At 62.9% G+C, this 25366-nt stretch carries 21 protein-coding genes; 8 read left to right on the top strand and 13 right to left on the bottom strand.

Features of this window, described 5'->3' with window-relative positions:
- Positions 1-2: 2 nt before the first annotated feature.
- The 3 genes from LMH93_RS18950 to LMH93_RS18940 all read right to left on the bottom strand — a co-directional run bounded on the left by LMH93_RS18950 (position 3) and on the right by LMH93_RS18940 (position 3199).
- Complete coding sequence (locus LMH93_RS18950; RefSeq protein WP_019752136.1) at positions 3-1214, bottom strand: nitrate/nitrite transporter; 1212 nt, start codon at positions 1212-1214, stop codon at positions 3-5.
- A 183-nt stretch (positions 1215-1397) separates the two neighbouring features.
- A complete protein-coding gene (locus LMH93_RS18945; protein ID WP_003248677.1) occupies positions 1398-1973 on the bottom strand; it encodes an ANTAR domain-containing response regulator in 576 nt (191 codons plus the stop codon).
- An 11-nt stretch (positions 1974-1984) separates the two neighbouring features.
- The gene (locus LMH93_RS18940; RefSeq protein WP_070096379.1) at positions 1985-3199 is read right to left on the bottom strand and encodes a CmpA/NrtA family ABC transporter substrate-binding protein; all 1215 of its coding nucleotides are present in this window, start codon (positions 3197-3199) and stop codon (positions 1985-1987) included.
- A gap of 137 nt (positions 3200-3336) precedes the next feature.
- Here LMH93_RS18940 and LMH93_RS18935 point away from each other — a divergent pair, with 137 nt between their 5' ends.
- Entirely contained in the window at positions 3337-4359 is a 1023-nt protein-coding gene (locus LMH93_RS18935; protein WP_185280135.1) for a quinone-dependent dihydroorotate dehydrogenase, read from the top strand.
- A gap of 161 nt (positions 4360-4520) precedes the next feature.
- On the opposite strand, the gene rmf is transcribed toward LMH93_RS18935, so the two are convergent.
- Positions 4521-4736, bottom strand: coding sequence for a ribosome modulation factor (gene rmf / locus LMH93_RS18930; protein ID WP_003248687.1), 216 nt, complete (start codon positions 4734-4736; stop codon positions 4521-4523).
- A 562-nt stretch (positions 4737-5298) separates the two neighbouring features.
- On the opposite strand from rmf, the gene rlmKL reads away from it, so the two are divergent.
- Complete coding sequence (rlmKL, locus tag LMH93_RS18925; protein ID WP_230064449.1) at positions 5299-7491, top strand: bifunctional 23S rRNA (guanine(2069)-N(7))-methyltransferase RlmK/23S rRNA (guanine(2445)-N(2))-methyltransferase RlmL; 2193 nt, start codon at positions 5299-5301, stop codon at positions 7489-7491.
- 94 nt (positions 7492-7585) lie between these two features.
- A complete protein-coding gene (locus LMH93_RS18920) occupies positions 7586-9976 on the top strand; it encodes a sensor domain-containing diguanylate cyclase (protein ID WP_185280136.1) in 2391 nt (796 codons plus the stop codon).
- A gap of 130 nt (positions 9977-10106) precedes the next feature.
- Here the strand turns inward: LMH93_RS18920 and dacB are convergent, their stop codons facing one another.
- The 8 genes from dacB to LMH93_RS18880 all read right to left on the bottom strand — a co-directional run bounded on the left by dacB (position 10107) and on the right by LMH93_RS18880 (position 19189).
- Positions 10107-11561, bottom strand: coding sequence for a D-alanyl-D-alanine carboxypeptidase/D-alanyl-D-alanine endopeptidase (dacB, locus tag LMH93_RS18915; RefSeq protein ID WP_004576444.1), 1455 nt, complete (start codon positions 11559-11561; stop codon positions 10107-10109).
- 200 nt (positions 11562-11761) lie between these two features.
- On the bottom strand, positions 11762-12106 hold the full coding sequence (locus LMH93_RS18910; RefSeq protein WP_003248695.1) for a YggL family protein: 345 nt from the start codon (positions 12104-12106) through the stop codon (positions 11762-11764).
- Between the two features lie 41 nt (positions 12107-12147).
- Complete coding sequence (locus tag LMH93_RS18905; RefSeq protein WP_185280137.1) at positions 12148-15780, bottom strand: ATP-binding protein; 3633 nt, start codon at positions 15778-15780, stop codon at positions 12148-12150.
- An 8-nt stretch (positions 15781-15788) separates the two neighbouring features.
- Positions 15789-16406 (bottom strand): response regulator transcription factor, encoded by a 618-nt coding sequence (locus LMH93_RS18900; RefSeq protein WP_003248700.1) that lies wholly within the window; start codon positions 16404-16406, stop codon positions 15789-15791.
- Between the two features lie 282 nt (positions 16407-16688).
- Positions 16689-18020 carry a deoxyguanosinetriphosphate triphosphohydrolase gene (locus LMH93_RS18895; RefSeq protein ID WP_003248702.1) on the bottom strand — a complete coding sequence of 444 codons (1332 nt, stop codon included), beginning with the start codon at positions 18018-18020 and terminating at the stop codon, positions 16689-16691.
- 144 nt (positions 18021-18164) lie between these two features.
- The gene (locus LMH93_RS18890; protein WP_003248704.1) at positions 18165-18494 is read right to left on the bottom strand and encodes a hypothetical protein; all 330 of its coding nucleotides are present in this window, start codon (positions 18492-18494) and stop codon (positions 18165-18167) included.
- The gene (locus tag LMH93_RS18885; protein WP_003248706.1) at positions 18491-18865 is read right to left on the bottom strand and encodes a phage holin family protein; all 375 of its coding nucleotides are present in this window, start codon (positions 18863-18865) and stop codon (positions 18491-18493) included. The genes LMH93_RS18890 and LMH93_RS18885 overlap by 4 nt, the downstream gene beginning before the upstream one ends.
- Positions 18866-18874: 9 nt before the next feature.
- Positions 18875-19189: a DUF883 family protein gene (locus LMH93_RS18880; RefSeq protein ID WP_003248709.1), complete on the bottom strand. Its 315-nt coding sequence runs from the start codon at positions 19187-19189 to the stop codon at positions 18875-18877.
- 312 nt (positions 19190-19501) lie between these two features.
- Between LMH93_RS18880 and LMH93_RS18875 the strand changes: the two genes are divergently transcribed.
- The 5 genes from LMH93_RS18875 to LMH93_RS18855 all read left to right on the top strand — a co-directional run bounded on the left by LMH93_RS18875 (position 19502) and on the right by LMH93_RS18855 (position 22873).
- Positions 19502-20710, top strand: coding sequence for an ammonium transporter (locus LMH93_RS18875; protein ID WP_060546421.1), 1209 nt, complete (start codon positions 19502-19504; stop codon positions 20708-20710).
- Positions 20711-20783: 73 nt separating this feature from the next.
- Positions 20784-21023 (top strand): glutaredoxin family protein, encoded by a 240-nt coding sequence (locus tag LMH93_RS18870; RefSeq protein ID WP_003248714.1) that lies wholly within the window; start codon positions 20784-20786, stop codon positions 21021-21023.
- 108 nt (positions 21024-21131) lie between these two features.
- Entirely contained in the window at positions 21132-21563 is a 432-nt protein-coding gene (locus LMH93_RS18865; protein ID WP_003248716.1) for a D-Ala-D-Ala carboxypeptidase family metallohydrolase, read from the top strand.
- Positions 21564-21628: 65 nt separating this feature from the next.
- Complete coding sequence (locus tag LMH93_RS18860; protein WP_003248718.1) at positions 21629-21937, top strand: hypothetical protein; 309 nt, start codon at positions 21629-21631, stop codon at positions 21935-21937.
- A gap of 51 nt (positions 21938-21988) precedes the next feature.
- The gene (locus LMH93_RS18855; RefSeq protein WP_003248719.1) at positions 21989-22873 is read left to right on the top strand and encodes a pseudouridine synthase; all 885 of its coding nucleotides are present in this window, start codon (positions 21989-21991) and stop codon (positions 22871-22873) included.
- A gap of 748 nt (positions 22874-23621) precedes the next feature.
- On the opposite strand, the gene LMH93_RS18850 is transcribed toward LMH93_RS18855, so the two are convergent.
- A complete protein-coding gene (locus LMH93_RS18850; RefSeq protein WP_185280140.1) occupies positions 23622-25187 on the bottom strand; it encodes a methyl-accepting chemotaxis protein in 1566 nt (521 codons plus the stop codon).
- Between the last annotated feature and the right edge of the window lie 179 nt (positions 25188-25366).

The raw sequence follows: 25366 nt of genomic DNA, 5'->3' as shown, positions 1-25366 counted from the left end.
CCTCAGACCCGCGCTGCAGTGACTGCAGTCGAGCCCCAGGTGGTGCGCCAGCGCTGTTTCACCCCGTGCAGGCCGAACCAGGCCAGCAGGCCCAGGCTGGCGAACAGCCACAGCCCCAGTTGGTAGTCGCCAGTGTGCTGCTTGATGGTGCCAAGCCCGGCCGCCAGCAGGAAGCCGCCGATGCCACCGGCCATGCCGATCAGACCGGTCATTACCCCGATTTCTTGGCGGAAGCGTTGGGGCACCAGTTGGAACACGGCGCCATTGCCGGCACCCAGGCCGAGCATGGCGCTGACGAACAGCGCCAGTGCGGCCGCGGCAGAGGGCAGGTTGAAGCCGACGGCGGCAATGCAGATGGCGGCGACGCCGTACATGCCCAGCAGGGTGCGGATGCCGCCAAAACGGTCAGCCAGGGCGCCGCCAAGCGGGCGCATCAGGCTGCCGGCGAACACGCAAGCGGCGGTGTAGTAACCGGCGGTGACCGGGCTCAGGCCGTACTGGTCGCTGAAGTAGCCGGGCAGGGCACTGGCCAGGCCGATGAAGCCGCCGAAGGTAACGCTGTAGAAAAACATGAACCACCAGCTGTCACGGTCGCCCAGTGCCTTGAGGTAGTCGGCCATGGCTTTTGGCTTGGGCCGTTGCGGGGCATTGCGCGCCAACAGGGCGAACACCACCAGCGCCAGTGACAGCGGGATCAGCGCAAAGCCGAACACATTGTTCCAGCCAAAGCCCGCTGCCAGTGCCGGTGCCAGCAGGGCCGCGAACACCGTGCCGGAGTTGCCGGCGCCGGCGATGCCCATGGCCTTGCCCTGGTGCTGTGGCGGGTACCACTGTGAGGCCAGCGGCAGCGAGACGGCGAAGGACGCACCGGCAAAGCCCAGGAACACGCCGAGCAGCAGGGCCTGTTCATAGCTGTGTACGCCAAGGTACCAGGCTGCGGCGAGGGCGACGATGACCACGACCTGGCCGATCAGGCCAGCCGTCTTGGGCGACAGGCGGTCGACCAGAATGCCCATGGCAAAGCGCAGGATTGCCCCGGCCAGGATCGGCGTGGCCACCATCAGGCCCCGCTGTTGTGCGCTCAGTTGCAGGTCGGCAGCAATCTGCACCGCCAGCGGGCCCAGCAGGTACCAGACCATGAAGCTGAGGTCGAAATACAGAAATGCGGCGAACAGCGTGGGCACATGCCCGGATTTCCAGAAGCTGGTACTCATCGAACACCTCACTCGGTACTACAACGGAACGAAAAAAACGCCGCTACCCGCTCCACGGGCGTGGAGGGGAGAGCGACGTCTTTGTCGGGATTCAAGTGGGGTAACCGCCGTTGGCTACCGGTGAGTTTTGTTGAGCAAGAGATGGGCCAACTTCTGGTGGGCTGGCTTGAGATTTTCAGCGCATCAGCCGAGCATCTCATGCATGGCAATGATCTGTTCGGCCACCTGGATCAGCTTCTGCTGCCGGCTCATGGCCTGGCGACGCATCAGGGTATAGGCCTGCTCTTCGTTGCAGTCCTTCATCTTCATCAGCAAACCCTTGGCTTGTTCGATGCGCTTGCGTTCGGCCAGTTGCTGGTCGCGCGCCAGCAGCTGCGCCTTCAGTGCCTGGTCGCTCTCGAAGCGGGCCATGGCCACGTCCAGGATCGGCTGCAGCCGCGCAGCATGGATACCCTCGACGATATAGGCGCTGACCCCGGCCTGGATCGCCTGACGCATCATCCCGGGGTCGTGCTCGTCGGTGAACAACACGATGGGCCGCGGCTGGTCACGGCTCACCAGCACTACCTGTTCCATCACATCGCGGTCTGGTGAGTCGGTATCGATCAATACCACGTCGGGGCGCACCGTTTCGACGCAGGCGGGCAGGTCGATGGTCAGGTCTGGGGCTTCGATGATCTCGAAGCCGGCCTCACTCAACGCCGCCCTGAGGCGGCCGAGCTTGCTCTGGGTGTCGTCGATCAGCAGGATGCGCAGCATGTTCGCCCCCCTCACGCGCCGACACGGGCATCGGGCAAGTCACCCAAGGCATGCAAGCTGAAACTGCGGGCATAGCCGAAGGGGTCGCTGCCATCCCAGCGGGAGCCATCGATCAGCAGGCTGCTGCGCATCGTTTGGCCTGGGCAAGCGATGCCCAGGCTGTGTGCGGCCTCGCTGTACAACTGCAGTTGCTGGACCTGCCGGGCCACGCCGAAGTAGTCAGGGTCTTCGCGCAGCAGGCCCCAGCGGCGGAACTGGGTCATGAACCACATACCGTCGGACAGATAGGGCAGGTTGGCCCGGCCCTGGTCGAACAGGCGCAGGGCATGTGGGTCTTGCCATTGGTTGCCCAGGCCATCCTCATAGTGGCCGAGCAGGCGGGGGGCTATGCTGTCCAGCGGGGTGTCCAAATAGGCACTTGCGCTGAGCAGTTGCGCGGTGCTGCGGCGGTTTTCCGGGCTTTGCTCGATGAACCGGCTGGCGGTGAGGATCGCCTTGATCAGCGCACGGGCGCTGTTGGGGTATTGCTCGGCAAAGACGCGGGCGCAGGCCAGGACCTTTTCCGGGTGATCCGGCCAGATCGACTGGCTGGTGGCCAGGGTGAAGCCTTGGCCTTTGGCCACCGCGTCGGCGGCCCAGGGCTCACCAACGCAGAAGCCGTCAATGCGCCCGGCCTGGAGGTGTGCAGCCATCTGCGCCGGTGGCACCACGACGCTGTCGACGTCACGCAGCGGGTGGATGCCCTGGCTGGCCAGCCAGTAATACAACCACATGGCGTGTGTGCCGGTGGGGAAGGTCTGGGCGAACGTCAGGCGTGCGCCATGCTGGTGCACCAGGCGCGCCAGCGCCTCAGGGTTGGTCACGCCCTTGCGCTGCAAGGCAGGGGACAGGTTGATAGCTTGGGCGTTCTGGTTCAGGCCCATGAGCACGGCCATGTCGCTGGCGGGTACGCCGCCAATGCCCAGGTGCACGGCGTAGACCAGGCCATACAGGCAATGCGCGGCGTCCAGTTCGCCGCTGACCAGCTTGTCGCGCAGCCCGGCCCACGAGCCCTGGCGCTTGAGGTTGAGGGTAAGGCCGTGCTGCTGGGCGAAGCCCTGGGTGGCGGCGACCACGACCGAGGCGCAGTCGGTCAGGGCCATGTAGCCGATGTTCAGGCTGGTTTTTTCCGGCGCGTCGCTGCCGTTGACCCAGGCCAGGGGCGTTGCTCGGGGTACAGTGTTCACAAGAGTCCTCGCCCTTACTGATAAGGCTGTGGGCTGAACAGGTGCAACCGATGTGCCAAGCGCTCCACGATTTGCTGTCCTGCCAGCCCCACGCTGGCTATAATCGCCCCCTCACTCACCCTGAGCCTTGCCCGCCCATGTATACCCTGGCCCGCCAGCTGCTGTTCAAGCTTTCCCCGGAAACTTCCCACGACCTGTCCCTGGACCTGATCGGCGCCGGTGGCCGTATGGGCCTCAACGGCATGCTGTGCAAGCAACCGGCGTCATTGCCGGTTTCGGTCATGGGCTTGAACTTTGCCAACCCGGTGGGGCTGGCAGCTGGCCTGGACAAGAACGGCGCGGCCATCGACGGCTTCGCCCAGCTGGGCTTCGGCTTTGTCGAAATCGGCACTGTCACCCCGCGTCCGCAGCCAGGCAACCCCAAGCCACGGTTGTTCCGCCTGCCGGAAGCCACGGCCATCATCAACCGCATGGGCTTCAACAACCTGGGCGTTGATCACCTGCTCGACCGCGTACGCGCCTCGCGCTACAAGGGGGTGCTGGGCATCAACATCGGCAAGAACTTCGATACCCCGGTCGAACGTGCCGTCGATGACTACCTGATCTGCCTGGACAAGGTCTACACCGCCGCCAGCTACATCACGGTCAATGTCAGCTCGCCCAACACCCCGGGCCTGCGCAGCCTGCAGTTCGGCGACTCGCTCAAGCAGTTGCTCGATGCCCTGGCCGAGCGACGCGAGCAACTGGCCGGTACACATGGCAAGCGCGTGCCCCTGGCAATCAAGATCGCACCGGACATGAGCAACGAAGAAACGGCGCTGGTGGCCGCCGCGCTGATGGCCTCGGGCATGGATGCGGTGATCGCCACCAACACCACGCTGGGGCGTGAAGGCGTCGAAGCACTGCCGTACGGTGGTGAGGCGGGCGGCCTGTCGGGCGCACCGGTGCGGGAGAAGAGCACTCATATCGTCAAGGTGCTGGCAGGTGAGCTGGGCGGCAAGTTGCCGATCATTGCCGCCGGTGGCATTACCGAAGGCCGCCATGCTGCCGAGAAGATCGCGGCCGGGGCGAGCCTGGTGCAGATCTACTCGGGCTTCATTTACAAAGGGCCGGCGCTGATTCGCGAAGCGGTGGATGCTATCGCGGCAATGCCGCGGTGACCTGACGGGCCGGTTCGCGGGCAAGCCCGCTCTTGCAGGGATAGTGGGTACAGCTTATGAGGTTTGCCAAGGCATAAAAAAGGGCCCCTTCAAGGGGCCCCTGGGCCTTCGCCCGCCGCCCGGATGGGGCGTGCATGGTAAATCGAATTCAGTGTCCTCGTTCAGCCAACGGCGTGATTTTCGTTGAGTCTATGGATGCCAGCGGTGCCAGTCATTCCGTCCCAGTTATCACCGCGACCTTCACGCCAGCCGTTGATCCAGGCTTGGCGAACAGAAGGAAGATTGAAGGGGCAAAGTTCGCGGGATTTGCCGGTGACCCCGTATTGGTAGCCACGTGAATATGCTCTTTCCAACGGATCACGCTTAAGTCTTCTCATAGGGTGTTGCCCTCACTTGTTGACTGTAATGTCCCGTCGGCCTCTCCGAGGCCGGGCAGAGTCGTTCTGCCGGTTTGCGCTCGCTGCCGGCGTGGCGAGCTGAAAGTGCCGCCTCGTTGCGAAGCGGCCTGAGACCAGTTCTATCGAATGCGAGTCACGGTGTGAATGATCGATTTGTCATAAGCACGTAACCTTTCCAAGGGTGAGGGGATAAGTAAATAAATGCGACTCAACCTTGTTTGGTGTTTAGCCCTGCAATGATCGGGGTTTGCCGTTCTTTGACGTCATTTCGCCAGCGTTGTTTGCGGATGACAGAAATAATTTGAAATGCGACGAAGGGTCACATTGGCCCGCAGATCGCCAGAATTACACGTACTGCCTGATGATCTAAGCTGTCTTTGCCACTGGGCCAAGCACGGATCGGTCAGGCGGCCCGGCTTTTCTGCAGCACGTTGTGTGCCGCAGAGGGCCACCCGCACGCCTGCTGGAAAGGTGTACGGGCAAACATCGCGGGGCGATGCGTCGCCCCGTCAGTCAAATAGCCCAAGGCGCTGGAATACTCATGTCGGACCGTTTCGAACTTTACCTCACCTGTCCCAAAGGCCTTGAAAGCCTGCTCGCCGAAGAGGCCAAGGGCCTCGGCCTTGACGAGGTGCGCGAGCACACCTCGGCCATTCGCGGCGCCGCCGACATGGAAACTGCTTACCGCCTGTGTGTCTGGTCACGTCTGGCCAACCGCGTATTGCTGGTGCTCAAGCGCTTCTCGATGAAGAACGCCGACGACCTTTACGACGGCGTGCACGCGGTCGACTGGGCTGACCACCTGGCAGCCGACGGCACCCTGGCTGTGGAGTTCAGCGGCCATGGCTCAGGCATCGACAATACTCACTTCGGTGCGCTGAAGGTCAAGGATGCGATCGTCGACAAGCTGCGTAACCGCGAAGGCCTGCGCCCGTCAGTCGAAAAGATCGACCCTGATGTGCGTGTGCACCTGCGCCTGGACCGCGGCGAGGCCATATTGTCCCTCGACCTGTCCGGGCACAGCCTGCACCAGCGTGGCTACCGCCTGCAGCAAGGCGCCGCGCCGCTGAAGGAAAACCTGGCGGCAGCGGTGCTGATCCGTGCTGGCTGGCCGCGTATTGCTGCCGAAGGTGGTGCGCTGGCCGACCCGATGTGCGGTGTGGGTACCTTCCTGGTCGAGGCCGCGATGATCGCCGCCGATATCGCCCCCAACCTCAAGCGCGAACGCTGGGGCTTCAGTGCCTGGCTCGGCCATGTGCCGGCGCTGTGGCGCAAGGTGCATGACGAAGCGCAGGCGCGCGCGCAGGCCGGCCTGGCCAAGCCACCGCTGTGGATCCGTGGCTACGAGGCTGACCCGCGGCTGATCCAGCCGGGCCGCAACAACGTCGAGCGTGCCGGCTTGGGCGACTGGGTGAAGATCTACCAAGGCGAAGTCAGTACCTTCGAGCCGCGCCCGGACCAGAACCAGAAAGGCCTGGTCATCAGCAACCCGCCCTACGGTGAGCGTCTGGGTGACGAAGCCAGCCTGCTGTACCTCTACCAGAATCTGGGCGAGCGCCTGCGCCAGGCCTGCATGGGCTGGGAAGCAGCGGTATTCACTGGTGCGCCGCAACTGGGCAAGCGCATGGGCATTCGTAGCCACAAGCAGTACGCGTTCTGGAACGGCGCATTGCCATGCAAGCTGCTGCTGTTCAAGGTGCAGCCGGACCAGTTCGTCACCGGTGAACGCCGCGAAGCGCAGCCTGAAGGCACCGAAACCCGTCAGCAGGCACCACAGGCCAGCGAGCCCGCGCGGCTGTCGGAAGGGGCGCAGATGTTTGCCAACCGCCTGCAGAAGAACCTCAAGCAACTGGGCAAGTGGGCCCGTCGCGAGCAGGTCGACTGCTATCGCCTGTACGATGCCGACATGCCTGAATATGCCCTGGCGGTCGACCTGTACCAGGACTGGGTACACGTGCAGGAATACGCCGCGCCACGTTCGGTCGACCCGGACAAGGCTCAGGCGCGTCTGCTCGATGCACTGGCGGCCATCCCGCAGGCGTTGGGCATTTCGCCGCAGCGTGTAGTGCTCAAACGTCGCGAGCGGCAAAGCGGCACGCGCCAGTACGAACGTCAGGCTACCGAGGGCCGCTTCCAGGAAGTGAACGAAGGTGGCGTCAAACTGCTGGTCAACCTCACCGACTACCTGGATACCGGGCTGTTCCTCGACCACCGCCCGATGCGTATGCGCATCCAGCGTGAGGCTGCCGGCAAGCGCTTCCTCAACCTGTTCTGCTACACCGCCACGGCCACCGTGCACGCGACCAAGGGCGGTGCGCGCAGCACCACCAGCGTCGACCTGTCGAAAACCTACCTGGACTGGGCGCGGCGTAACCTGGCACTTAATGGCTATTCCGAGCGCAACCGCCTGGAGCAAAGCGATGTAATGGCTTGGCTGGAAGGCAACCGTGACAGCTACGACCTGATCTTCATCGACCCGCCAACCTTCTCCAACTCCAAGCGCATGGAAGGTGTATTCGACGTGCAGCGTGACCATGTTCAGCTGTTGGACCTGGCCATGGCCCGTCTGGCGCCGGGGGGTGTGCTGTATTTCTCCAACAACTTCCGCAAGTTCCAGCTGGACGAGCACCTGATGGCGCGTTACGTGGTGGAAGAAATCAGCGCGCAGACCCTGGACCCGGACTTCGCCCGTAATAACCGTATCCATCGCGCCTGGCGTTTGCAGCTTCGTTGAGGCGACGAGGTACATTGCACGGCTAATGGCCAATAGCTATAACTGAGGGCAGGGCAAGATAATCCGCAGGACGCTGACGTGACGAGATGGGTGTATGTCAAAGTGTGGCGTGCGTGCGCGGTTGCTTGGCTTGTGCACAGAGAGGGCGTCCGCCTGGGCGATGGCGCTGATTGCACTGGTGGCGGGCGGCTTGTTGACCGCCGCCTTGGCATTTGCCGCGCACACCTTCTACAAACAGCAACTGCGCCAGCGCTTCGAGCTGCTGGCCAGCGAGCGCGCCAGCCGTATTGCCGAGCGCTTTGACGAACAGCAGCAGCGCCTGGACGGGCTGCGGCGGTTTTTCAGCTTTTCCAACGACATCAGCCCGCGCGAATTTGACGGCTATGCGCGGCCACTGCTACAGCGCACCCTGGCCTATGCCTGGGCGCCGCGCGTCGAGGCTGCGCAACGCGCCGAATTCGAGCGCCTGGCCAGTGACCATACCGGCCCAGGCTATGTGATCCGGGACACGGACGCGCAAGGCCAGTGGCGCCCGGCGTCGCAGCGCGATCATTACTTCCCGGTACTCTATACCCAATCGGGCGAACTGCCCGGGTTGCCCTACGGCCTGGACCTCGCTGGCCGAAGCGAGTCTCAGGCAGCTTTGGCGCGGGCGTTGGGGCCGGGCAGCATGGCGGTGTCCGAGCCATTGGCCCTGTTCGATACCCACTCGGCAGAGCGCGGCCTGTTGATGGTCGCGCCGGTATTTTCCGATGCCGACCCCCGCGGTGCTGCAGCGGGTTATGTGGTGGCCTTGCTGAGCATGCGCGAGCTGGTCAGCGACGGTCGGCCGGTAGCGACTGATGACAACCTTGTCGTGCGCATCACGGACCCGTCTGGGTTACAAGGCCCCGTCGTGATGTTCGATTCGCAAAATCAGGTCGCGCCCTTGGCCCTGGCCAGCAATCAGTTGTTGCGCCTGGCCGATCACTATTTCCAGCTGAGCATTCAGCCGAGCCAGGCATTCGTGCAGGCGAACCGCTCCTCGGCAGTGCTGGCGGTCGGTTTGTTGGGCGGACTGTTGAGCCTGTTGCTCAGCGTGCTGCTCTACAGCCTGTTGAGCCAGCGTCAGCGCGCCCTGGCCTTGGTCGCTCAGCGTACGGCCGAGTTGCAGGTCAGCGAGCAGTCGTTGCGTGGCACCCACAACCAACTGCGCAGTGTGCTGGATGCCGCGACCCAGGTGGCGATCATCGCCACCAACCTCAAGGGGGTGGTCAGCACGTTCAACGCCGGTGCCGAACGCATGCTCGGTTACGCGGCCAGCGAAGCGATCGGCCGCTTGCGCCTTGAAGACCTGGTGCTGCCGGAGGAGCTGAACCTGCGTGCCCATGCCTTGAGCTTGCGTTTTGGCCGCGCCATTGCTGGGGGCCAGGCGATGTTCGCTGAAACGGTACAGGAGCACGGGGCCGAGCCTGGCGAGTGGACCTTGCTACGGGCTGATGGCAGCCAGCTGGTCGCCAACATGCTAGTGACTGCCATGCTCGACGAACAGGGGTTGTGGGTTGGCTACCTGGCCATCTGCATTGACGTGACCGAGCGGCGCCGGGTGCATGAGGCGTTGGCAGCGCGTGACCGGTTGCTGGAAAAGCTCAGTGCCGAGGTGCCGGGCGGCATCTACCAATATCGCCTGGATGCCAACGGCCATTCGTGTTTTCCATATGCCAGCATGGGCCTGTATGACATTTATGAGGTCGACCTCATGCAATTGCGTGAGGATGCCTCGGGGGTGTTCGAACGTATCCACCCCGATGACCTGGAGCGCGTGCGCCGCTCGGTGCGCTATTCGGCCGAACACCTGTCACCCTGGCGCGAGGAGTATCGCGTCTGCCTGCCCCGGGCCGGACTGCGCTGGGTGCGTGGCGAGGCGACCCCGGAAGTGGGCGAGCAGGGCTGCACGCTGTGGCATGGCTACCTGACTGACATCTCCGACCTGAAGGGCGTGGAGGAAGAGTTGCGGGCGCTGTCGGTCACCGACTCGCTGACCGGTATCCATAATCGTCGCTACTTCCAGGAGCGGCTCAAGATCGAACTGGAACGGGCCCAGCGCGATGGCTTGGCGCTGGCGGTGATCATGCTCGACATCGATCACTTCAAGCGCATCAACGACCGCTTCGGCCATGCCGTCGGCGACCGGGTGCTGCGTAGCCTGTGCCAGCGCATCGGTCAGCGTTTACGGCGTACCGATGTGTTTTGCCGCTTGGGCGGGGAAGAGTTCATGGTGCTTTGCCCGGGCAGCGATGTCGATCAGGCGCGGTTGCTGGCGCTGGAGTTGTGGCAAGGGGTGCGCAATGTGCCGGTGGAAGGCGTGGGCCAGGTGACTGCAAGCTTTGGGGTGGCGGGTTGGCGGTCGGGCGAAGGCGCTGATGCCTTGCTGTTGCGCGCCGACGCCGGCGTGTATGCGGCCAAACAGGCCGGGCGGGACCGGGTGGAGGGGGAGTCGGCCTAAGCGCTGTCGGTTGCCGGTACCGAGCCTTTCGCGGCGAAAACCGCTCCTACAGGTTGCACAGGTTTGGTAAGCCGTGCTCACCCCTGTAGGAGCGGGTTCACCCGCGAAAAGGCCAATACAGGCTAACCAATCAATTAGCTGCTGTACTGCCAGCCAGCTTCGGCTGGCGATACAGGTCAAGCAACACCTGATCCAGCACCTGCGAGGCACCCCACGGTTTAGGGTCGTTGAGAATAGCCGCCACTGCCCAGGTATGGCCGTTGCTGTCGCGGCTGAAGCCGGCAATCGCCCGCACAGTGTTCAGTGTGCCGGTCTTGATGTGCCCTTCACCGGTCATCGCGGTGCGCTTGAGACGCTTGCGCATCGTGCCGTCCATGCCCACCAGCGGCATCGAGCTCATGAATTCGGCAGCGTAAGGGCTCTTCCAGGCGGCTTTCAGCATCTCGGCCATTTCCCGGGTACTGACCCGTTCGGCACGCGACAGGCCAGAGCCGTTTTCCATCACCAGATGCGGCGCAGTAATACCCTTTTTCGCCAGCCATTGGCGTACCACGCGCTGGGCAGCACGGGCGTCGTCACCATCGGCATCGGTGCGGAACTGCGCGCCAAGGCTCAGGAACAGCTGCTGGGCCATGGTGTTGTTGCTGTACTTGTTGATGTCGCGGATCACTTCCACCAGGTCTGGCGAGAAGGCGCGGGCCAGCAGGCGAGCACTCTTGGGCACATTCTCGATGCGGTCGCCACCCTGGATGTTGCCACCCAGTTCGTTCCAGATTGCGCGCACGGCACCGGCGGCGTAGGTGGAATGGTCGAGCAGCGACAGGTAGGTTTGCGAGTTGCAGCCGTCACCCAGTTGGCCGCTGACCGTGACACTGATGCCGTCGGCCTGGGGCACCGGGTTGTAGCGTACATCACCGGTGCATTTCTTTGAGGCTACCGGCTTGACCTGGTTGTCGATACGGATACTGGCAATCGGCGGCTCGACTGCGACGGTGACTTTGCCACCATCATTGCGCGCCACGAAGCGCAGGGCCTTGAGGTTGACCAGCAGCGAGTCGGGCTTGACCAGGAACGGCTTGTTATCATCACCGCCGTCGTCGTTGAACTGCGGCAGGTTGGGCTGCACGAAATGGCTGCGGTCCAGCACCAGGTCACCGGTGACGGTGCGCACGCCATTGGCGCGCAGGTCACGCATCAGCAGCCACAGCTTTTCCATGTTCAGTTTGGGGTCACCGCCACCTTTAAGGTACAGGTTACCGTTAAGCACACCGTTGCTCAGGGTGCCGTCGGTGTAGAACTCGGTTTTCCACTGAAAGGTCGGGCCAAGCAGTTCGAGGGCGGCGTAGGTCGTGACCAATTTCATGGTCGAGGCCGGGTTCACCGACACATCGGCATTGAACACGGTCGGGGTGCCGGGGCCATCCAGCGGCAGCATCACCAGCGACAGCGCTGTGTCCTGCAGCTTGTTGGCCTTGAGCGCCTGCTGCACTTTGGCAGGCAGGGTGGTATTGACGGCGGCGTGGCTGGGCAAGGCAAGTGGCAACAGCAGGCCGGCAAGAACGAGGGGACGAAGCGTTTTGATCATAGTGAGTGAATACCCTGCGGCGAGGGAAAAGGGCTTTGGGGCTGTAAGAGATGATGGCCCCACGACGTAAACACTACGCATTATGCCCCAAGCGCAGCCACGATGCGTCACGTTCGACGGAAAAGCATCGCCAATAAAAAGGCCACCCGAATGGGGTGGCCTTTTCAGCAATCAACCTTTCAGCTCGAAGCTGACAAGTATCACTCAGCCTTGTTGATAGGCTTTTCCGGGTACCAGGCATCCAGCAGCGGGCTGACTTCGATTTTGGTCAGTTCGCTGCGGCCTTTGAGCCAGGCTTCAACGGCAGCGCGCTGTTCTTCGCTGACCGAGCCGCGTTTGACCGAGCACACCAGGCCGAAATCGTCACCGCCTACATAATCCAGGCCGTTGGCGTCCATGGCTTCTTCCAGGAACGCGTCGAGGAAAGCATCGATTGCCTGGTCATCCAGATCTTCCTTGAATTCCAGGTTCAGCTCGAAGCCCAATTCCTGAAACTCGTCGACACACAGCTTCTTGCGCAGACGACGGGAGCGGTTTGTGGCCATGAAACAATCCTCTTAGGTAATAACGCCGCGCAGTCTACCAGTTAACACGTCTGGTTGCCTGCCTGAGTATCTCTGCTGGTGGCCAATTCCTTGGCCAGGGCACGTTCCACTCGGCACATATGCCGTGCCAGTGCCTGGCGCCGCAGGCGCACCTGGGCAGTGGGCAAGTCGCTGGCCTCGAGGGCTTCACAGGCCGCCATCAGGTCAGGGGCTTCCAGCATGCGTGCGGCGCTGAGCACCTTGTGGGCCTGCTCGGCAATGGCGCCGCTGTCGTGTTGCGGGTGAAGCGCCATCAGGCTGGCCAGGTCGGCCTGAAGGCTCTGATGCAAGGTCTCCAGGAAGCGCTGACGGTCAACCGGGTCAGGCCCGACCACGGCGGCCAGGCCGTCCAGCTGGTACAGCTTGCGTCGGAGGCGTTGCTGGCGGCGCGGGCGAATGCCAGCCAGGCGCTGGCTGAGGGTGCTCAGGCTGATGGGCTTGAGCAGGCAGTCGTCCATGCCGGCGGTCAGGCACTTGCGGCGTACTTCCGGCTGTGCGTTGGCGGTATAGCCGAGGATGGTGCAGGGTGGTCGCTTGCCCTGGCGTTCTTCGGCGCGCACGGCAGTCGCCAGCTGGTAACCGTTCATGTGCGGCATGTTGCAGTCGAGTACCAGCACATCGAAGTCGCCTTCCCGCCAGGTCGCCAGGCCTTCCCGCCCATCGCGGGCGCTGGCGTGCTCCAGGCCCAGGTAGCCAAGTTGTTGCGCCATCAGTTGCAGGTTGGCCGGGTGATCATCAATGACCAGCACGTTCAGCCGTGGGTCGGGCACGTCGAGCTGCTCGGGCAGCGGTTTCGGCTGCTCTGCGCCATCCACCCGTTGCAGCGGCATCTTCAGGCGCACCTGGGTACCGACATCCTCCAGGCTTTTCATGGACAGGCTGCCGCCCATCATTTCGCACAGGTTACGGCAGATGGCCAGGCCCAGCCCGGTACCTGCGCGGGCGCCCTGGCTGTGCGGGTTGGCCTGGATGAACGGGTTGAACAGGCGCTGCAGGTCGTCGGGGTGGATGCCGATGCCACTGTCGCGCACTTCCAGCTCCAGTACGGCGGGTGTGCTGGTACCGTCATCCAGCAGGCTGACGCAGATGCGCACCTGACCATGCTCGGTGAACTTGATGGCATTGCTCACCAGGTTGGACAGCACCTGCTTGAAGCGCAGCGGGTCAAGCAGGACAGGGCAGCGTGCGGCCGGGGCGATCTGCACTTCCAGGGCCAGGCCTTTCTGCCGCGCCTGGCCATCGAAAATGCGCGCCACCGATTCGACCAGCGCCGCCAGGTCGACCACCTCCGGGGCCAGGGACAAGTGCCCGGACTCGATGCGCACGATGTCGAGAATGTCACCGATCAGGCCTAGCAGGTCTTTGGCCGAATGGTGTGCCAGTTCCAGCGCGCTGCGGTCCACCCGGCCCTGGTCGGCGCGCTTGACCGCCAGTTCCAGCATGCCGATGACGGCATTCATCGGGGTGCGGATTTCGTGGCTGATGGTCGCCAGGAACGTGCTCTTGGCGCGGTTGGCATCGTCGGCCTGCTGCTTGGCCTGGCGCAGCTCCATGACCAGTTGTCGGCGTTCGCTGATGTCGATCCAGCCGCCGATGATCCCCTGTACCTCACCCAGAGAGTCGCGGTACGGCAAGATCCAGTGGTAGATAGTCAATGCCCGGCCTTTGATCCGTAGTGGGCGGTCCTTGATCAGCGGCGAGCCCGCCGCCATGACTTTCTGGTAATCAGCCTGGATCTGCCGAGCCTGCTCGGAATCGGCAAACAGGCTGTCCTTGAGTTTTTTGCCGATCACTTGATCGGAGCGGGCCTGCACGGCTTCAAGGTAGCTGTAGTTGCAACTTTTCAGGCAACCCTCGCGGTCGCGCACATACATGGGGTGGGGCGTACCGTTGAGCAGGGCGCGCATGAATGCCAACTGGTCGTTCAGCGCGCGTTCGGCGCGCTGGCGCTGGCGAATCTGCAGGCGCAGGCGGGCATTCCAGAGCAGGGCCAGCAACAAGAGCACGACCGTGGCCAGCACCACCTGCAGGGCAAGGCGGCTGTAGACTTTGGTGTTGTCATCCTCATGCCTGCCAAAGCCGCGCCAGCGGTTGTTGATTACCCCCAGCTCCTCGGGTGAGATACTCAGCAAAGCCTTGTCGAGGATAGACAACAGCGCCGGTGACGGAGCCGTGGTGGCCATGGCGAAGTTGGCGGGTTCGCTGCCGACCGAGGTGCGGATGACCAGTTCGGGGTTGCTGGCCAAGGCGTGGTTGGCGTCGATCAGGGTGGTGATCACCGCATCGACGGCCCCGCTGTTGAGCAACGCCATGGAGTAGAACGCGCTTTCGGTCTCGACCCAGCTTATCTTTGGGTAGTCCCGGGACAGCATGGCGTTCATGGTGCTGTCCCGGGTAATGGCGATGCGATGCCCCTGCAACTGCTCCAGTGAACTCAGTGTGTTGTTGTCCTTGTGGTTGACCAGCACATAGGCGCTTTCGAGGTAGGGGCGGCTGATTTGCAGGTCGTCCCCTGGTTTACCGGCGCTGGCCAGTGCGGCGATGACATCGGCCCGGCCATCCTTGAGGCGGGCGACCATGTCGGCAATGCCACTGGCGCGCTGCACTTCGAAACGCAACCCGGTGCGCAGGCGAATGAGTTCCAGCAGGTCGGCGGTGATGCCTCGGAAATGCCCCGAATCATCGAAATAGGACAGTGGTGCAGCCGCGTCATCGGCTGCCACGCGCATCACGGGATGCTTCTGCAGCCACTGCTGCTCGGCCGCGCTCAATTGCAGTTGGCGATCGCTCAGCAACAGGTCGCTGCCGGCGCTCCAGCGTTTGAAGATACTGGAGCGTATGGCCGGGCTTTGCCTGTCCAGGATGGTGTTCACCAGGTCCAGCAGCACGGTATCTTGCTGACGCAAGGCAAAACCGAAGCCGATGGCCTCGTGTTTGCCGAAGTTGGCCATGCGCAGGCGGGGCAGATGACCACGGTTGAGCTGGTAGTGCGTGGAGATGGTGTCGCCGATGAACACGTCGGCCTGGCCGAATGCGACAGCATTCAGTGCCTGGCTGGAAGAACCAAAGGCCAGCAGCTCGGCCTTGGGGTAGGCGGTGAGTACTTCTTGTCTGGGCAAATAGTGGTAGAGCATACCCAGGCGCATGCCGGCAAGGTCCATGTCCAGTGCCCGGTTTTCGTCTTCACGCGTTACCAGTACAGGTTGGTCGACGGCATAGGGGCGCGACAGTGCCAGGCCGTCACTGGCCGCTTCGTAGCCATTGGCGCTGCCCAGCAGGTCGATATCCCCGTGCCGGAGCGCCTCCACCGCCGCCTGCCGGCTGGAGAAACGCAGCACCCTCACTGGCAACTGCAAGGCTTTGCCGATCAGGCTTGCATACTCGGCGGTCAGGCCCTGGTAGTCGTTGCCGCCACCGGTGATGTCGAACGGCGGATAGTCGGGGGCCGACGTGCCCAGTACCAGTTCCTGCTGGCCTTCGAGCCATTGCCGTTGTTCGGGCGTGAGCACGGGCTGGACGGGGCGGGCCGATGAGCGCGCCAGTAACGTAAAAGACGCGGCTTCACGATGGCCAGCCTGTGTCGCGCCGCTGAGCAGCAGCAGGACTAGCAGCAGGCAGTTGATAGCTCGGGCCATGACCATGTTCAGACCAGCGCGTTGCGCTTGGCCATCTCGATCAGATCGACCAGCGTATTGACTTGCAGTTTGTGCATGAGGCGCTTCTTGTAGGTGCTGACAGTCTTGCTGCTGAGAAACATGCCCTTGGCAATTTCCTTGTTGCTGCGGCCTTGGGCGAAAAGTTGAAGCACCATCAGTTCGCGGTCATTTACCTGGCGGAAAAGTTGCAGGTCACTGTCGGTCGTCTGGTTGTTTTTTATTGCCTGGCTGGGGAAGTAGTTATAACCGGCCAGTACGGCCTTGATTGCACTGAGCAGTTCGCTCAGGTCTTCCTGCTTGCAAACATAACCCGCTGCGCCCGAGTGCATGCAACGTACGGCAAACAATGCCGGGGACTGTGCAGTCAGTACCAGAACCTTCAAGGGCAGGGCCATGCTCTGAAAGCGGGCCAGCACCTCCAGGCCGTCTAGCTTGGGGATGCTGATGTCGAGAATGACCAGGTCGGGGTTGCTCTCGCGGATCATCTGCATGGCGTCTACGCCGTTGTCCGACTCGCCGACAATCTTGTAGTTCTGGTTTTCCAGCAGCATACGGACGGCCAGGCGAATCACCGGATGGTCGTCAACGATAAATATGGAATGCATGTTCAACTTCCCTGCGGTCGATTGAGGGTGACAGTGGGCACCTTATCGCAGTTGGAAGTCGTCAGGCGTGCGAGGAATGGCTGTTAGGCTTATATGGGAAACGGCTTACAAGATAAAGCAAAATGGGCTACGGAATAGGTGTGCTTAACTCGCTGTCAAAGCGTTTTTGGTAAATTTTCATTGGTTTTTATTCGTGCTGTTTAGTGTGGCTCCCGTTGGTGTAGGAAGTTTCCTGCAAGCGTGGTGCAGCGCCGGGCCGAGCCCGCGCTGCACCGACGCGTTTCAGGTCGGGCTGGAGCGCCCGGTCATCTCCCGGGCCATTTCGCTGGCATAGCTGTCGGTCATGCCGGCGATGAAGTCGATCATGCGCAGGAAGGCGCTGTGCAACGAGGCATGCGGGTCTGGCGCATTGTTGCCGATCAGGTCCAGAACCCTGCGACTCTTGAACGATGGCGTACGTCCACCGTGCTGCTCGAGGGCCGCACCGCAGAACGTGTTCAGCAGAATCTCCAGGGTGGTGTAGGCGCCGATTTCGTGCAGGGTCTTGCGCTTGTCCTGGAAGATTTTGTTGCGCGCCATGTCCTTGGCTTGCAGTACACAGCGTTTGGCTGGGCCATGCATGTGTTCCACCAGGTCGCCCGCCAGTTGCCCGGCCAGCAACGCCTGCTGCTGCTCGACGAAGGCGTGGGCGGCGGCGTTGGTCAGGTGTTCGATGGCCTTGCCGCGCAGGATGGCCAGTTTGCGCCGACGAGAATCGCGTGGGCCGAGCTGGCGGTAGGTTTCTGGCAGGTCTTCGCCGACCAGGTCAAGCAACAGCGCTTCGACTTCGGCATATTGCAGCAGCTCCATTTCCAGGCCGTCTTCCAGGTCGATCAGCGCGTAGCAGATGTCATCGGCAGCCTCCATCAGATACACCAGTGGGTGGCGCGCCCAGCGCTGGTGTTCCAGCTGCGGCAGGCCGAGCTTGCGGGCGATCTGTTCGAGCAGGGGCAGTTCGCTCTGATAGCTGCCGAACTTGTGCTTCTTGTAGCCCAGGGCGTCGGCATGGCGGGCGCTCCACGGGTACTTGAGGTAAGTGCCGAGGGTGGCATAGGTCAGCCGGGTCCCCCCATCGAACTGGTGGTATTCCAGTTGGGTGAGCACGCGAAAGCCCTGGGCATTGCCTTCGAAGTTGAGAAAGTCGGCCCGTTCGTCATCGCTCATGTCGTCCAGCCAGCCACGCCCGGCGGCCTGCTGGAACCAGTGGCGAATGGCGTCTTCGCCGGAGTGGCCGAATGGCGGGTTGCCGATGTCGTGGGCCAGGCAGGCTGACTGCACAATCATCCCCAGGTCACTGGGGGCGCACCAGTCCGGCAGGTTGTCGCGCAGGGTCTCGCCGACGCGCATCCCCAGCGAGCGGCCGACGCAGCTGACTTCCAGCGAATGAGTCAGGCGCGTATGGATATGGTCGTTGCTCGACACCGGGTGCACCTGGGTCTTGCGGCCGAGGCGGCGGAAGGCACCGGAGAAAATGATGCGGTCATGGTCTTTGTGGAAGGGGCTGCGCCCGAGTTCATCGGCGCTGTACAGGGCTTTGCCCAGCCGTTCGCGGGTAAGCAAGGTGTGCCAGTCCAAGGCGCGGTCTCCTGTCGTTCGAAGGCAGCAGCATACCCTGCAGGGAGCGCATTGTGCTGCGAAGAAAAGGCCGGCCCTTTGATGCATTTGTATCGTTCGTACGGGCCTCTTCGCAGCACAAGGCTGCTTCTGCCGGGGCGAGCGTCAGGGCCGGCGGCCGCCTTGCAGGTAGAGGCGTACCAGCGGCAGCAGGGTGCTGCCCAACCGTACCAGGCGCGTCAGGTTGCCGCTGCGTACGCCCTTGCCGGTGAGAAAGCCCAGCGCCACCACAGCGCCGATGCCCCACAGTGGCGCATGCTTGATACCCAGGCCTTCGTGTAGCGAGCTGCCCATGCCGCGCACGCGGCGCAGCGGTTCAAGCAACTGACCGGACTCATGACGGATTTCCTGGCGGTGCATCTCCATGCGCAGGCGCAGCAGCGCCTTGCGCAGTTCGCGCGGGTTACGCGTGTTTGGCAGTTCTGGCAGACTCATGGCAACAGGCGCTCCCTGTCCTTGGCAAGTTCGTCGAGGGTGGCGCCGAAGGGCGATGATTCGTCGAACACCGCCGCCTTCAGGCGCACGCCGCAGTACAAGGCGGCAATGCCATAGAACACGCACAGGCCAATGATGCCGGCCAGTCGATAGCTGTCCCACAGCAGCACCAGCAGCAGCCCGGACAGCGCGGTCAGCAGCAGCAGGGCGAACACCAGCGCCAGGCCGGCGAACAGCAGCAGGCTCAAGGTACGGCCCTTCTGCTCCTGCAACTCGATACCGAACAGCTCGATGTGGCTGTGCAGCAGCCCCAGCATGGCCGCGCCCAGGCGCTTACCCGAAGCGCCGGCGCCGTTGGCGTCATTCTCCATGGGTTCCCCTTAGCGCCGGTTGGCCAGCAGACCGATCAACAGGCCGACGCCGGCCGCGATGCCGATTGCCCGCCACGGGTTTTCCTGCACGTACTGCTCGGCGCTGCCAAGCGCTGCCTGACCGCGTTCACGTACCGAGTCCTGGGTCAGTTGCAGGGTTTCGCGGGCCTGGGTCAGGCGCTCGTGAATCTGCTCGCGCAACTCGTCGGCCTGGTCGCCGGCCAGGTTGGCGGTGTCGGCCAGCAGCTTCTCGGTGTCGCGCACCAAGGCCTGGAAGTCAGCCATCAATATCTCTTGTGCATTCTTTGCCGATTTGCTGGCCATGGGTCTCTCCCTGTCGATGAGTGTTGGTAGTTCGAGTGACAGCACGCATGGAAGGTTCAAGTGCGGCTGCTGGTATGGGCCTTGCTAAGTTTTTGCCACGTTGCGGAGCGCCTATGACCGGTTTTGCGCCGATTCAGGGCGCCCGCGCAGCGGATACCGATAAACCTTAACCCAATCCACGACAAACCCAAGAAAAAACCACGCAGGCTTCACCCCGCTCACCTGAACAGGGTAGGGGCTGGCACCGATTCGGTGCAGGGATGCAGGTTCTTGAACTGTCCTGGTGCCTTTTTCAGCAGGTCTGCCTATTTCATGGAAAACATGCACAGCGCTATGGACTCTCTGGTCCACGGTTCCAACACCCTGTTCATTCTCATGGGCGCCATTCTGGTGCTGGCCATGCATGCCGGCTTCGCGTTCCTTGAAGTGGGCACGGTGCGCCACAAGAACCAGGTCAACGCCTTGTCGAAGATCCTCAGCGACTTTGCCATCTCGGCGCTGGTCTACTTCTTTATAGGCTACTGGATCGCCTACGGAGTCAACTTCTTCCAGCCGGCGACAACGCTGGCTGTCGACCATGGCTATGCGCTGGTCAAGTGCTTCTTCCTGCTGACCTTTGCGGCGGCGATTCCGGCGATCATCTCCGGGGGCATTGCCGAGCGGGCGCGGTTCGTGCCGCAGTTGTGCGCCACGGCGTTGATCGTGGCGTTCGTCTATCCGTTCTTCGAGGGCGTGGTGTGGAACGGCAACCTGGGCGTGCAGGCTTGGCTGCAGGCACGCTTCGGCGCACCGTTCCACGACTTTGCCGGGTCTGTGGTGGTACACGCCATGGGGGGCTGGCTGGCGCTGGCGGCGGTGATGCTGCTGGGGGCGCGCCGTGGGCGCTACCGCGAGGGCCGATTGGTGGCGTTTGCGCCGTCGAGCATTCCCTTTCTGGCGTTGGGCTCGTGGATCCTCATCATCGGCTGGTTTGGCTTCAACGTCATGAGTGCCCAGACCTTGCAGGGCGTCAGCGGCCTGGTGGCGATCAACTCGCTGATGGCGATGGTGGGTGGCACCCTGTCGGCGTTGCTGGCCGGGCGCAACGACCCGGGCTTTCTGCATAACGGCCCGCTGGCCGGGCTGGTGGCGATTTGCGCAGGTTCCGATCTGATGCACCCGGTTGGAGCGCTGGTCACCGGCCTGGTGGCGGGGGCGCTCTTTGTCTGGACCTTCACCGCCGCGCAAAATCGCTGGAAAATCGACGACGTCCTGGGTGTGTGGCCGTTGCATGGCCTGTGTGGCGTGTGGGGGGGCATCGCCTGTGGCGTGTTCGGCCAGGTGGCGCTGGGCGGCATGGGCGGTGTCAGCCTGGTCAGCCAGTTGCTGGGCAGCCTGATGGGCGTGCTGGTGGCCTTGGCCGGTGGCTTTGCCGTGTACGGAGCCATTCGAGCGTTGCATGGCCTGCGCTTGAGCCATGAGCAGGAGTTCCAAGGCGCGGACCTGTCGCTGCACCGGATCGGTGCTACCAGCCAGGATTGAGCCTGGTCAGGTGCAGGGTGGGCGTGGCGCGCCTAGAATAGGCTTCTGTGTATGCCAACCCGGGACCTGCCACATGCTGCCTGAATGTCAACTGTTCGGCACCCTCGGCTGCCACCTCTGCGAAGTGGCCGAGGCTGTGTTGATGCCTCTCGTCGATCATGGCCTGCTGGTAGAGCTGGTCGATATCGCCGAGAGCGAGCTTTTGTTCGAACGTTATGGCCTGATCATTCCGGTGCTGCGGCGCTGTGACAACGGCGCCGAGCTGCACTGGCCGTTCGATACCGAACAAGTGGTGGCTTTTCTTGGGCAATGATGGCTGCAGAGGAGTTGCAACCCTGCTCCATGATCTGTGAAGCGAGCTGATGATCCGGTGGAGGCGCACCGTCGCCGGTAACCTTCTCCATCATCGGAATAGCTCGCCATGTTCATCACTCCACATTTCACCTTCGATGAAATGACCGTTTCCCAGCTCGCCGCCCGCGAAGGGTTCGATAATGCACCGCCTCTCGAAGCCAGGGCCAACCTGCAATTGCTGTGCTGTGCGCTGGAACAGGTACGTGCATTGTTCGACGCACCCATCATAATCAGCAGCGGGTATCGCAGTGAAAGGGTCAATCGGTTGATCGGTGGCGCCTCCGATAGCCAGCACGTGCAAGGGCTGGCGGCGGACTTCACGGTGATCGAGGTCAGCCCGCGCGAGACCGTTCGGCGAGTCAGCGAAAGTACGGTGCCCTTCGATCAGCTGATCCTGGAATTCGATAAATGGGTGCACCTGTCGGTGACGCGCGGCACGCCGCGCAGGCAGGTGCTGACCCTGCGTAAAGGCAGCGGCTACCTGGCGGGGCTGCAATGAAGCGCATTGACGGCAGCAAGGGGATGTTCGTATGCTGTATATAAATACAGTATCGAGGTGAAGCCATGCTCAATGTCGAGCAACTCAAGTACAGCGTCAACCGCATGCCCGTGGATCGGGTGGCTGACGCCGTTCTGGAACTGCGCCTCGAAGGCCTGGTGACGGGCGACTGCACGCCGTTCGGCAAAGTCCACTTCAATACCTGCTTCGCCGAGATCGAGGCCTTGTTCCAGCGGGCCGGTTACCACCGAGGGCTGGATGTGGTGGGTTATGAGGGGTTGCTCTATGCACTCTACGACCCTGGCCGCTGGGAGCCGGTGCAGGTACTGCGCTGGCTGAAGGAGCGCTGCGAGGCGATGGCCCAGGCTGGTTGAGGGGGCGGGCTTGGGCGATAATGCGCGGCCATGAACGTCTCGAGCCCAGCCATGACCACGCCTTTCGACCCCGCCCGCCAGCAAGCCAGTACGGTGTGCCTGCCACCTGGTAACTGGGTGACGGTGCTCGATTGCTTGTGTGACCATTTCAAGGCCATCGACCGCGCCCAGTGGCTTGACCGCTTTGCCCGTGGCCGGGTGCTGGATGCCAACGGGCACGCAGTTGCCGCCGACCTGCCTTACAAGCGTGGCATGCGTTTGCATTACTTCCGCGAAGTGCCGAACGAACGGCCGATTCCGGTGCAGGAGGTGGTGCTGCATGTGGACGAGCACCTGGTGGTGGCCGATAAACCGCATTTCCTGCCGGTGACGCCGACTGGTGAATACGTCGAGCAGACCTTGTTGCGCCGCCTGATCCGTCGTCTGGACAATCCGCACCTGGTGCCGTTGCACCGCATCGACCGGCACACCGCTGGGCTCGTGCTGTTTTCCGCCAACCCGCACAGCCGCAGCGCCTACCAGCGGCTGTTCCCCGAGCGGCGTATCGACAAGCGTTACCAGGCCATTGCCGCTGCCATGCCGCAGCATGCATTTCCGCTGGTGCACAAAAGCCGCCTGGTGCATGGCGAGCCATTTTTCCGCATGCATGAGGTGGAGGGTGAGGCCAACAGTGAAACCCTGGCCGAGGTGCTGGAGAAGAACGGTGAGCGATGGCGCTATGGGCTATCGCCCGTGACCGGCAAGACCCATCAGTTGCGTGTGCACATGGCGGCCTTGGGGGCAGGGATCAGCAATGACCCGTTCTATCCGCAGTTGCTCAATGAAGAGGATGACTACCAGCGGCCGCTGAAACTGTTGGCGCAGAGCCTGCGTTTCGAGGACCCGCTGAGTGGCGAAGAGCGCTACTTCGAGAGCCGGTTGCGGTTGGACTGGTAACACAGCACGCGGGTTCACCTGCGAAAGGGCCGGGCCTGCTGGCCAATCTCCACCCGCCGTTCACCGTTGCTGCCGCTACCGTATTCGCGGGTAAACCCGCTCCTACACACGCATCGGTGGTTCGGCACAGGCCGCGTGTAGGAGCGGGTTCACCCGCGAAAGGGCCGGCCCTGCTGGCCAATTTCCAGCCGCCGTTCACCGTTGCCGCCGCTACCGTATTCGCGGGTAAACCCGCTCCTACGCACGCATCGGTGGTTCGGCACATTCCGTCGTAGGAGCGGGTTCACCCGCGAAAGGGCCGGGCCTGCTGGCCAATTTCCACCCGCCGTTCACCGTTGCTGCTGCTACCGTATTCGCGGGTAAACCCGCTCCTACGCACGCATCGGTGGTTCGGCACAGGCCGCGTGTAGGAGCGGGTTCACCCGCGAAAGGGCCGGCCCTGCTGGCCAATCTCCACCCGCCGTTCACCGTTGCCGTCGCCACCGTATTCGCGGGTAAACCCGCTCCTACACACGCATCGGTGGTTCGGCACAGGCCGTCGTAGGAGCGGGTTCACCCGCGAAAGGGCCGGCCCTGCTGGCCAATCTCCACCCGCCGTTCACCGTTGCCGCTGCTACCGTATTCGCGGGTAAACCCGCTCCTACGCACGCATCGGTGGTTCGGCACATTCCGTTGTAGGGGCGGGCTTGCCCGCGAACACCGGCAGAGCCGGTGCCCTCCACCGCGGCGGAGGGCCAAGTCGCGAGCTTCAGCGGTTGAAGCGCTCCACCAGCGAATACTGGCTGCCCGCCGTGCTGGTCAGTTCCTCGCTCAGCAGTGCCGAGTGCTGCGCCTGTTCGGCGGTCTGGTCGGCCAGTTCGGCAATGGTGCTGATGTTGCGGCTGATCTCGTCAGCCACTGCGGTCTGCTCCTCGGTTGCAGCTGCAATCTGGGTGGCCATGTCGGTGATATTGGCCACCGCTTCGCTGATGCCTACCAACGCCTCGTCAGCCTGCATTACCCGGTCGACGCCTTCCTGTGCCTGGCGGTGGCCGGTTTCCATGGTCTGCACTGCGTTACTGGCGGTCTGTTGCAGCTTGGCGATCAGGCCATGGATCTGCCCGGTGGATTCGGCGGTGCGCTGGGCCAACTGACGCACTTCATCAGCCACTACGGCAAAACCACGGCCCATTTCACCGGCGCGCGCTGCTTCAATGGCTGCGTTCAGTGCCAGCAGGTTGGTCTGGTCGGCGATGCCCTTGATCACGTCGACCACGCCACCAATCTCGTCGCTGTCTTTGGCCAGTTGCGTAACCGTCTGGCCGGTCTCGCCCACTGCCGCCGACAGACGTTCGATGGCCTCGCGGGTTTCTCCGGCAATTTGCCGGCCTTGGCTGGTCAGGCGGTTGGCTTCCTGGGTGGCATCGGCGGTGCGCTGCACATGGTTGGCCACTTCCTGAGTGGTGGCGGCCATCTGGTTTACCGCAGTGGCGACTTGCTCGGTCTCCACCCGCTGGCGCTCCAGCCCCGTAGAGCTCTTGTGCGCCAAGGCATCGGACTGGCGTGCCTGGTCGCTCAGGAGTTCGGCACTGTCTTGTAGGCGGGTCAGGCAGGTTTTCATGCGTGCGTCCTGGCTGAGCATGGCCATTTCCAGGCGCGCCTGCACGCCACGGCTGTCGGTGTACATCTGCGCGATCAGTGGGTCGGAAGTGGTTTGCTCGGCCAGGCGCAGCAGGCGCTTGAGGCCGCGCTGCTGCCAGCTCAGGCCGAGCAGGCCCAGTGGTACCGAAAGCCCTGCGGCCAAGGCAAAGCCCCAGGAATGACCCAGCCAGTTGCCGATCAGGAAGCCCACCTGGCTGATCAGGATGAACGGTAGCCAGTCCTGCAGCACTGGCAGCCACTTGTCGCGGCGCGGTACCGGTGGCTTGCCCTGGTTGATGCGCTGATACAGGGCCTCGGCGCGGCGGATCTGCTCGGCGGTGGGCTTGACCCGCACCGATTCGAAACCGACAACCTGGTTGTTATCGAAGATGGGTGTGACATAGGCGTTGACCCAGTAATGGTCACCGGACTTGCAGCGGTTCTTGACGATGCCCATCCACGGCTGGCCCTGCTTGAGGGTTTGCCACATATGGGCAAACACGGCAGGCGGTACGTCGGGGTGACGCACCAGGTTGTGCGGTGCGCCAGTCAGCTCCTCGCGGGTGAATCCACTGATTTCGATAAAGGCATCGTTGCAGTAGGTGACCACACCCTTGGCGTTGGTAGTGGAGATCAACCGCTGCTGGGCAGGGAAAGTCCGTTCTCTCTGGGTAATCGGCTGGTTGTTACGCATGGGTGATAGTCCGCAGGGCTTTCGACAGGTATCGGCAAGCCGCTGGTTTTATTGAATGGATATTTGGTTCATTGATTGCACTCAATGACGGGTAAGTCAGATGATGACCGAATGGATGGCCAAGGGCCAGTGCTGTCGCGTGGGACTTTAAAGCATATAGCTTTGAGGTATTGGCGTGT

The organism is Pseudomonas sp. CIP-10 (genome assembly GCF_020911845.1).
Classification (GTDB): Bacteria; Pseudomonadota; Gammaproteobacteria; order Pseudomonadales; family Pseudomonadaceae; genus Aquipseudomonas; species Aquipseudomonas alloputida.
The sequence above is the reverse complement of the archived record's forward strand: the minus strand, read 5'-3'. Positions and strand labels throughout refer to the sequence as shown.

Excerpts from the sequence above, each read along its gene's own strand:
- LMH93_RS18950 (WP_019752136.1), bottom strand. The coding sequence starts at position 1,214 with ATGAGTACCAGCTTCTGGAAATCCGGGCATGTGCCCACGCTGTTCGCC.
- LMH93_RS18945 (WP_003248677.1), bottom strand. The coding sequence starts at position 1,973 with ATGCTGCGCATCCTGCTGATCGACGACACCCAGAGCAAGCTCGGCCGC.
- LMH93_RS18935 (WP_185280135.1), top strand. The coding sequence starts at position 3,337 with ATGTATACCCTGGCCCGCCAGCTGCTGTTCAAGCTTTCCCCGGAAACT.
- rmf (WP_003248687.1), bottom strand. The coding sequence starts at position 4,736 with ATGAGAAGACTTAAGCGTGATCCGTTGGAAAGAGCATATTCACGTGGC.
- rlmKL (WP_230064449.1), top strand. The coding sequence starts at position 5,299 with ATGTCGGACCGTTTCGAACTTTACCTCACCTGTCCCAAAGGCCTTGAA.
- LMH93_RS18920 (WP_185280136.1), top strand. The coding sequence starts at position 7,586 with ATGTCAAAGTGTGGCGTGCGTGCGCGGTTGCTTGGCTTGTGCACAGAG.
- dacB (WP_004576444.1), bottom strand. The coding sequence starts at position 11,561 with ATGATCAAAACGCTTCGTCCCCTCGTTCTTGCCGGCCTGCTGTTGCCA.
- LMH93_RS18910 (WP_003248695.1), bottom strand. The coding sequence starts at position 12,106 with ATGGCCACAAACCGCTCCCGTCGTCTGCGCAAGAAGCTGTGTGTCGAC.
- LMH93_RS18905 (WP_185280137.1), bottom strand. The coding sequence starts at position 15,780 with ATGGCCCGAGCTATCAACTGCCTGCTGCTAGTCCTGCTGCTGCTCAGC.
- LMH93_RS18900 (WP_003248700.1), bottom strand. The coding sequence starts at position 16,406 with ATGCATTCCATATTTATCGTTGACGACCATCCGGTGATTCGCCTGGCC.
- LMH93_RS18890 (WP_003248704.1), bottom strand. The coding sequence starts at position 18,494 with ATGAGTCTGCCAGAACTGCCAAACACGCGTAACCCGCGCGAACTGCGC.
- LMH93_RS18885 (WP_003248706.1), bottom strand. The coding sequence starts at position 18,865 with ATGGAGAATGACGCCAACGGCGCCGGCGCTTCGGGTAAGCGCCTGGGC.
- LMH93_RS18880 (WP_003248709.1), bottom strand. The coding sequence starts at position 19,189 with ATGGCCAGCAAATCGGCAAAGAATGCACAAGAGATATTGATGGCTGAC.
- LMH93_RS18875 (WP_060546421.1), top strand. The coding sequence starts at position 19,502 with ATGGAAAACATGCACAGCGCTATGGACTCTCTGGTCCACGGTTCCAAC.
- LMH93_RS18870 (WP_003248714.1), top strand. The coding sequence starts at position 20,784 with ATGCTGCCTGAATGTCAACTGTTCGGCACCCTCGGCTGCCACCTCTGC.
- LMH93_RS18865 (WP_003248716.1), top strand. The coding sequence starts at position 21,132 with ATGTTCATCACTCCACATTTCACCTTCGATGAAATGACCGTTTCCCAG.
- LMH93_RS18860 (WP_003248718.1), top strand. The coding sequence starts at position 21,629 with ATGCTCAATGTCGAGCAACTCAAGTACAGCGTCAACCGCATGCCCGTG.
- LMH93_RS18855 (WP_003248719.1), top strand. The coding sequence starts at position 21,989 with ATGACCACGCCTTTCGACCCCGCCCGCCAGCAAGCCAGTACGGTGTGC.
- LMH93_RS18850 (WP_185280140.1), bottom strand. The coding sequence starts at position 25,187 with ATGCGTAACAACCAGCCGATTACCCAGAGAGAACGGACTTTCCCTGCC.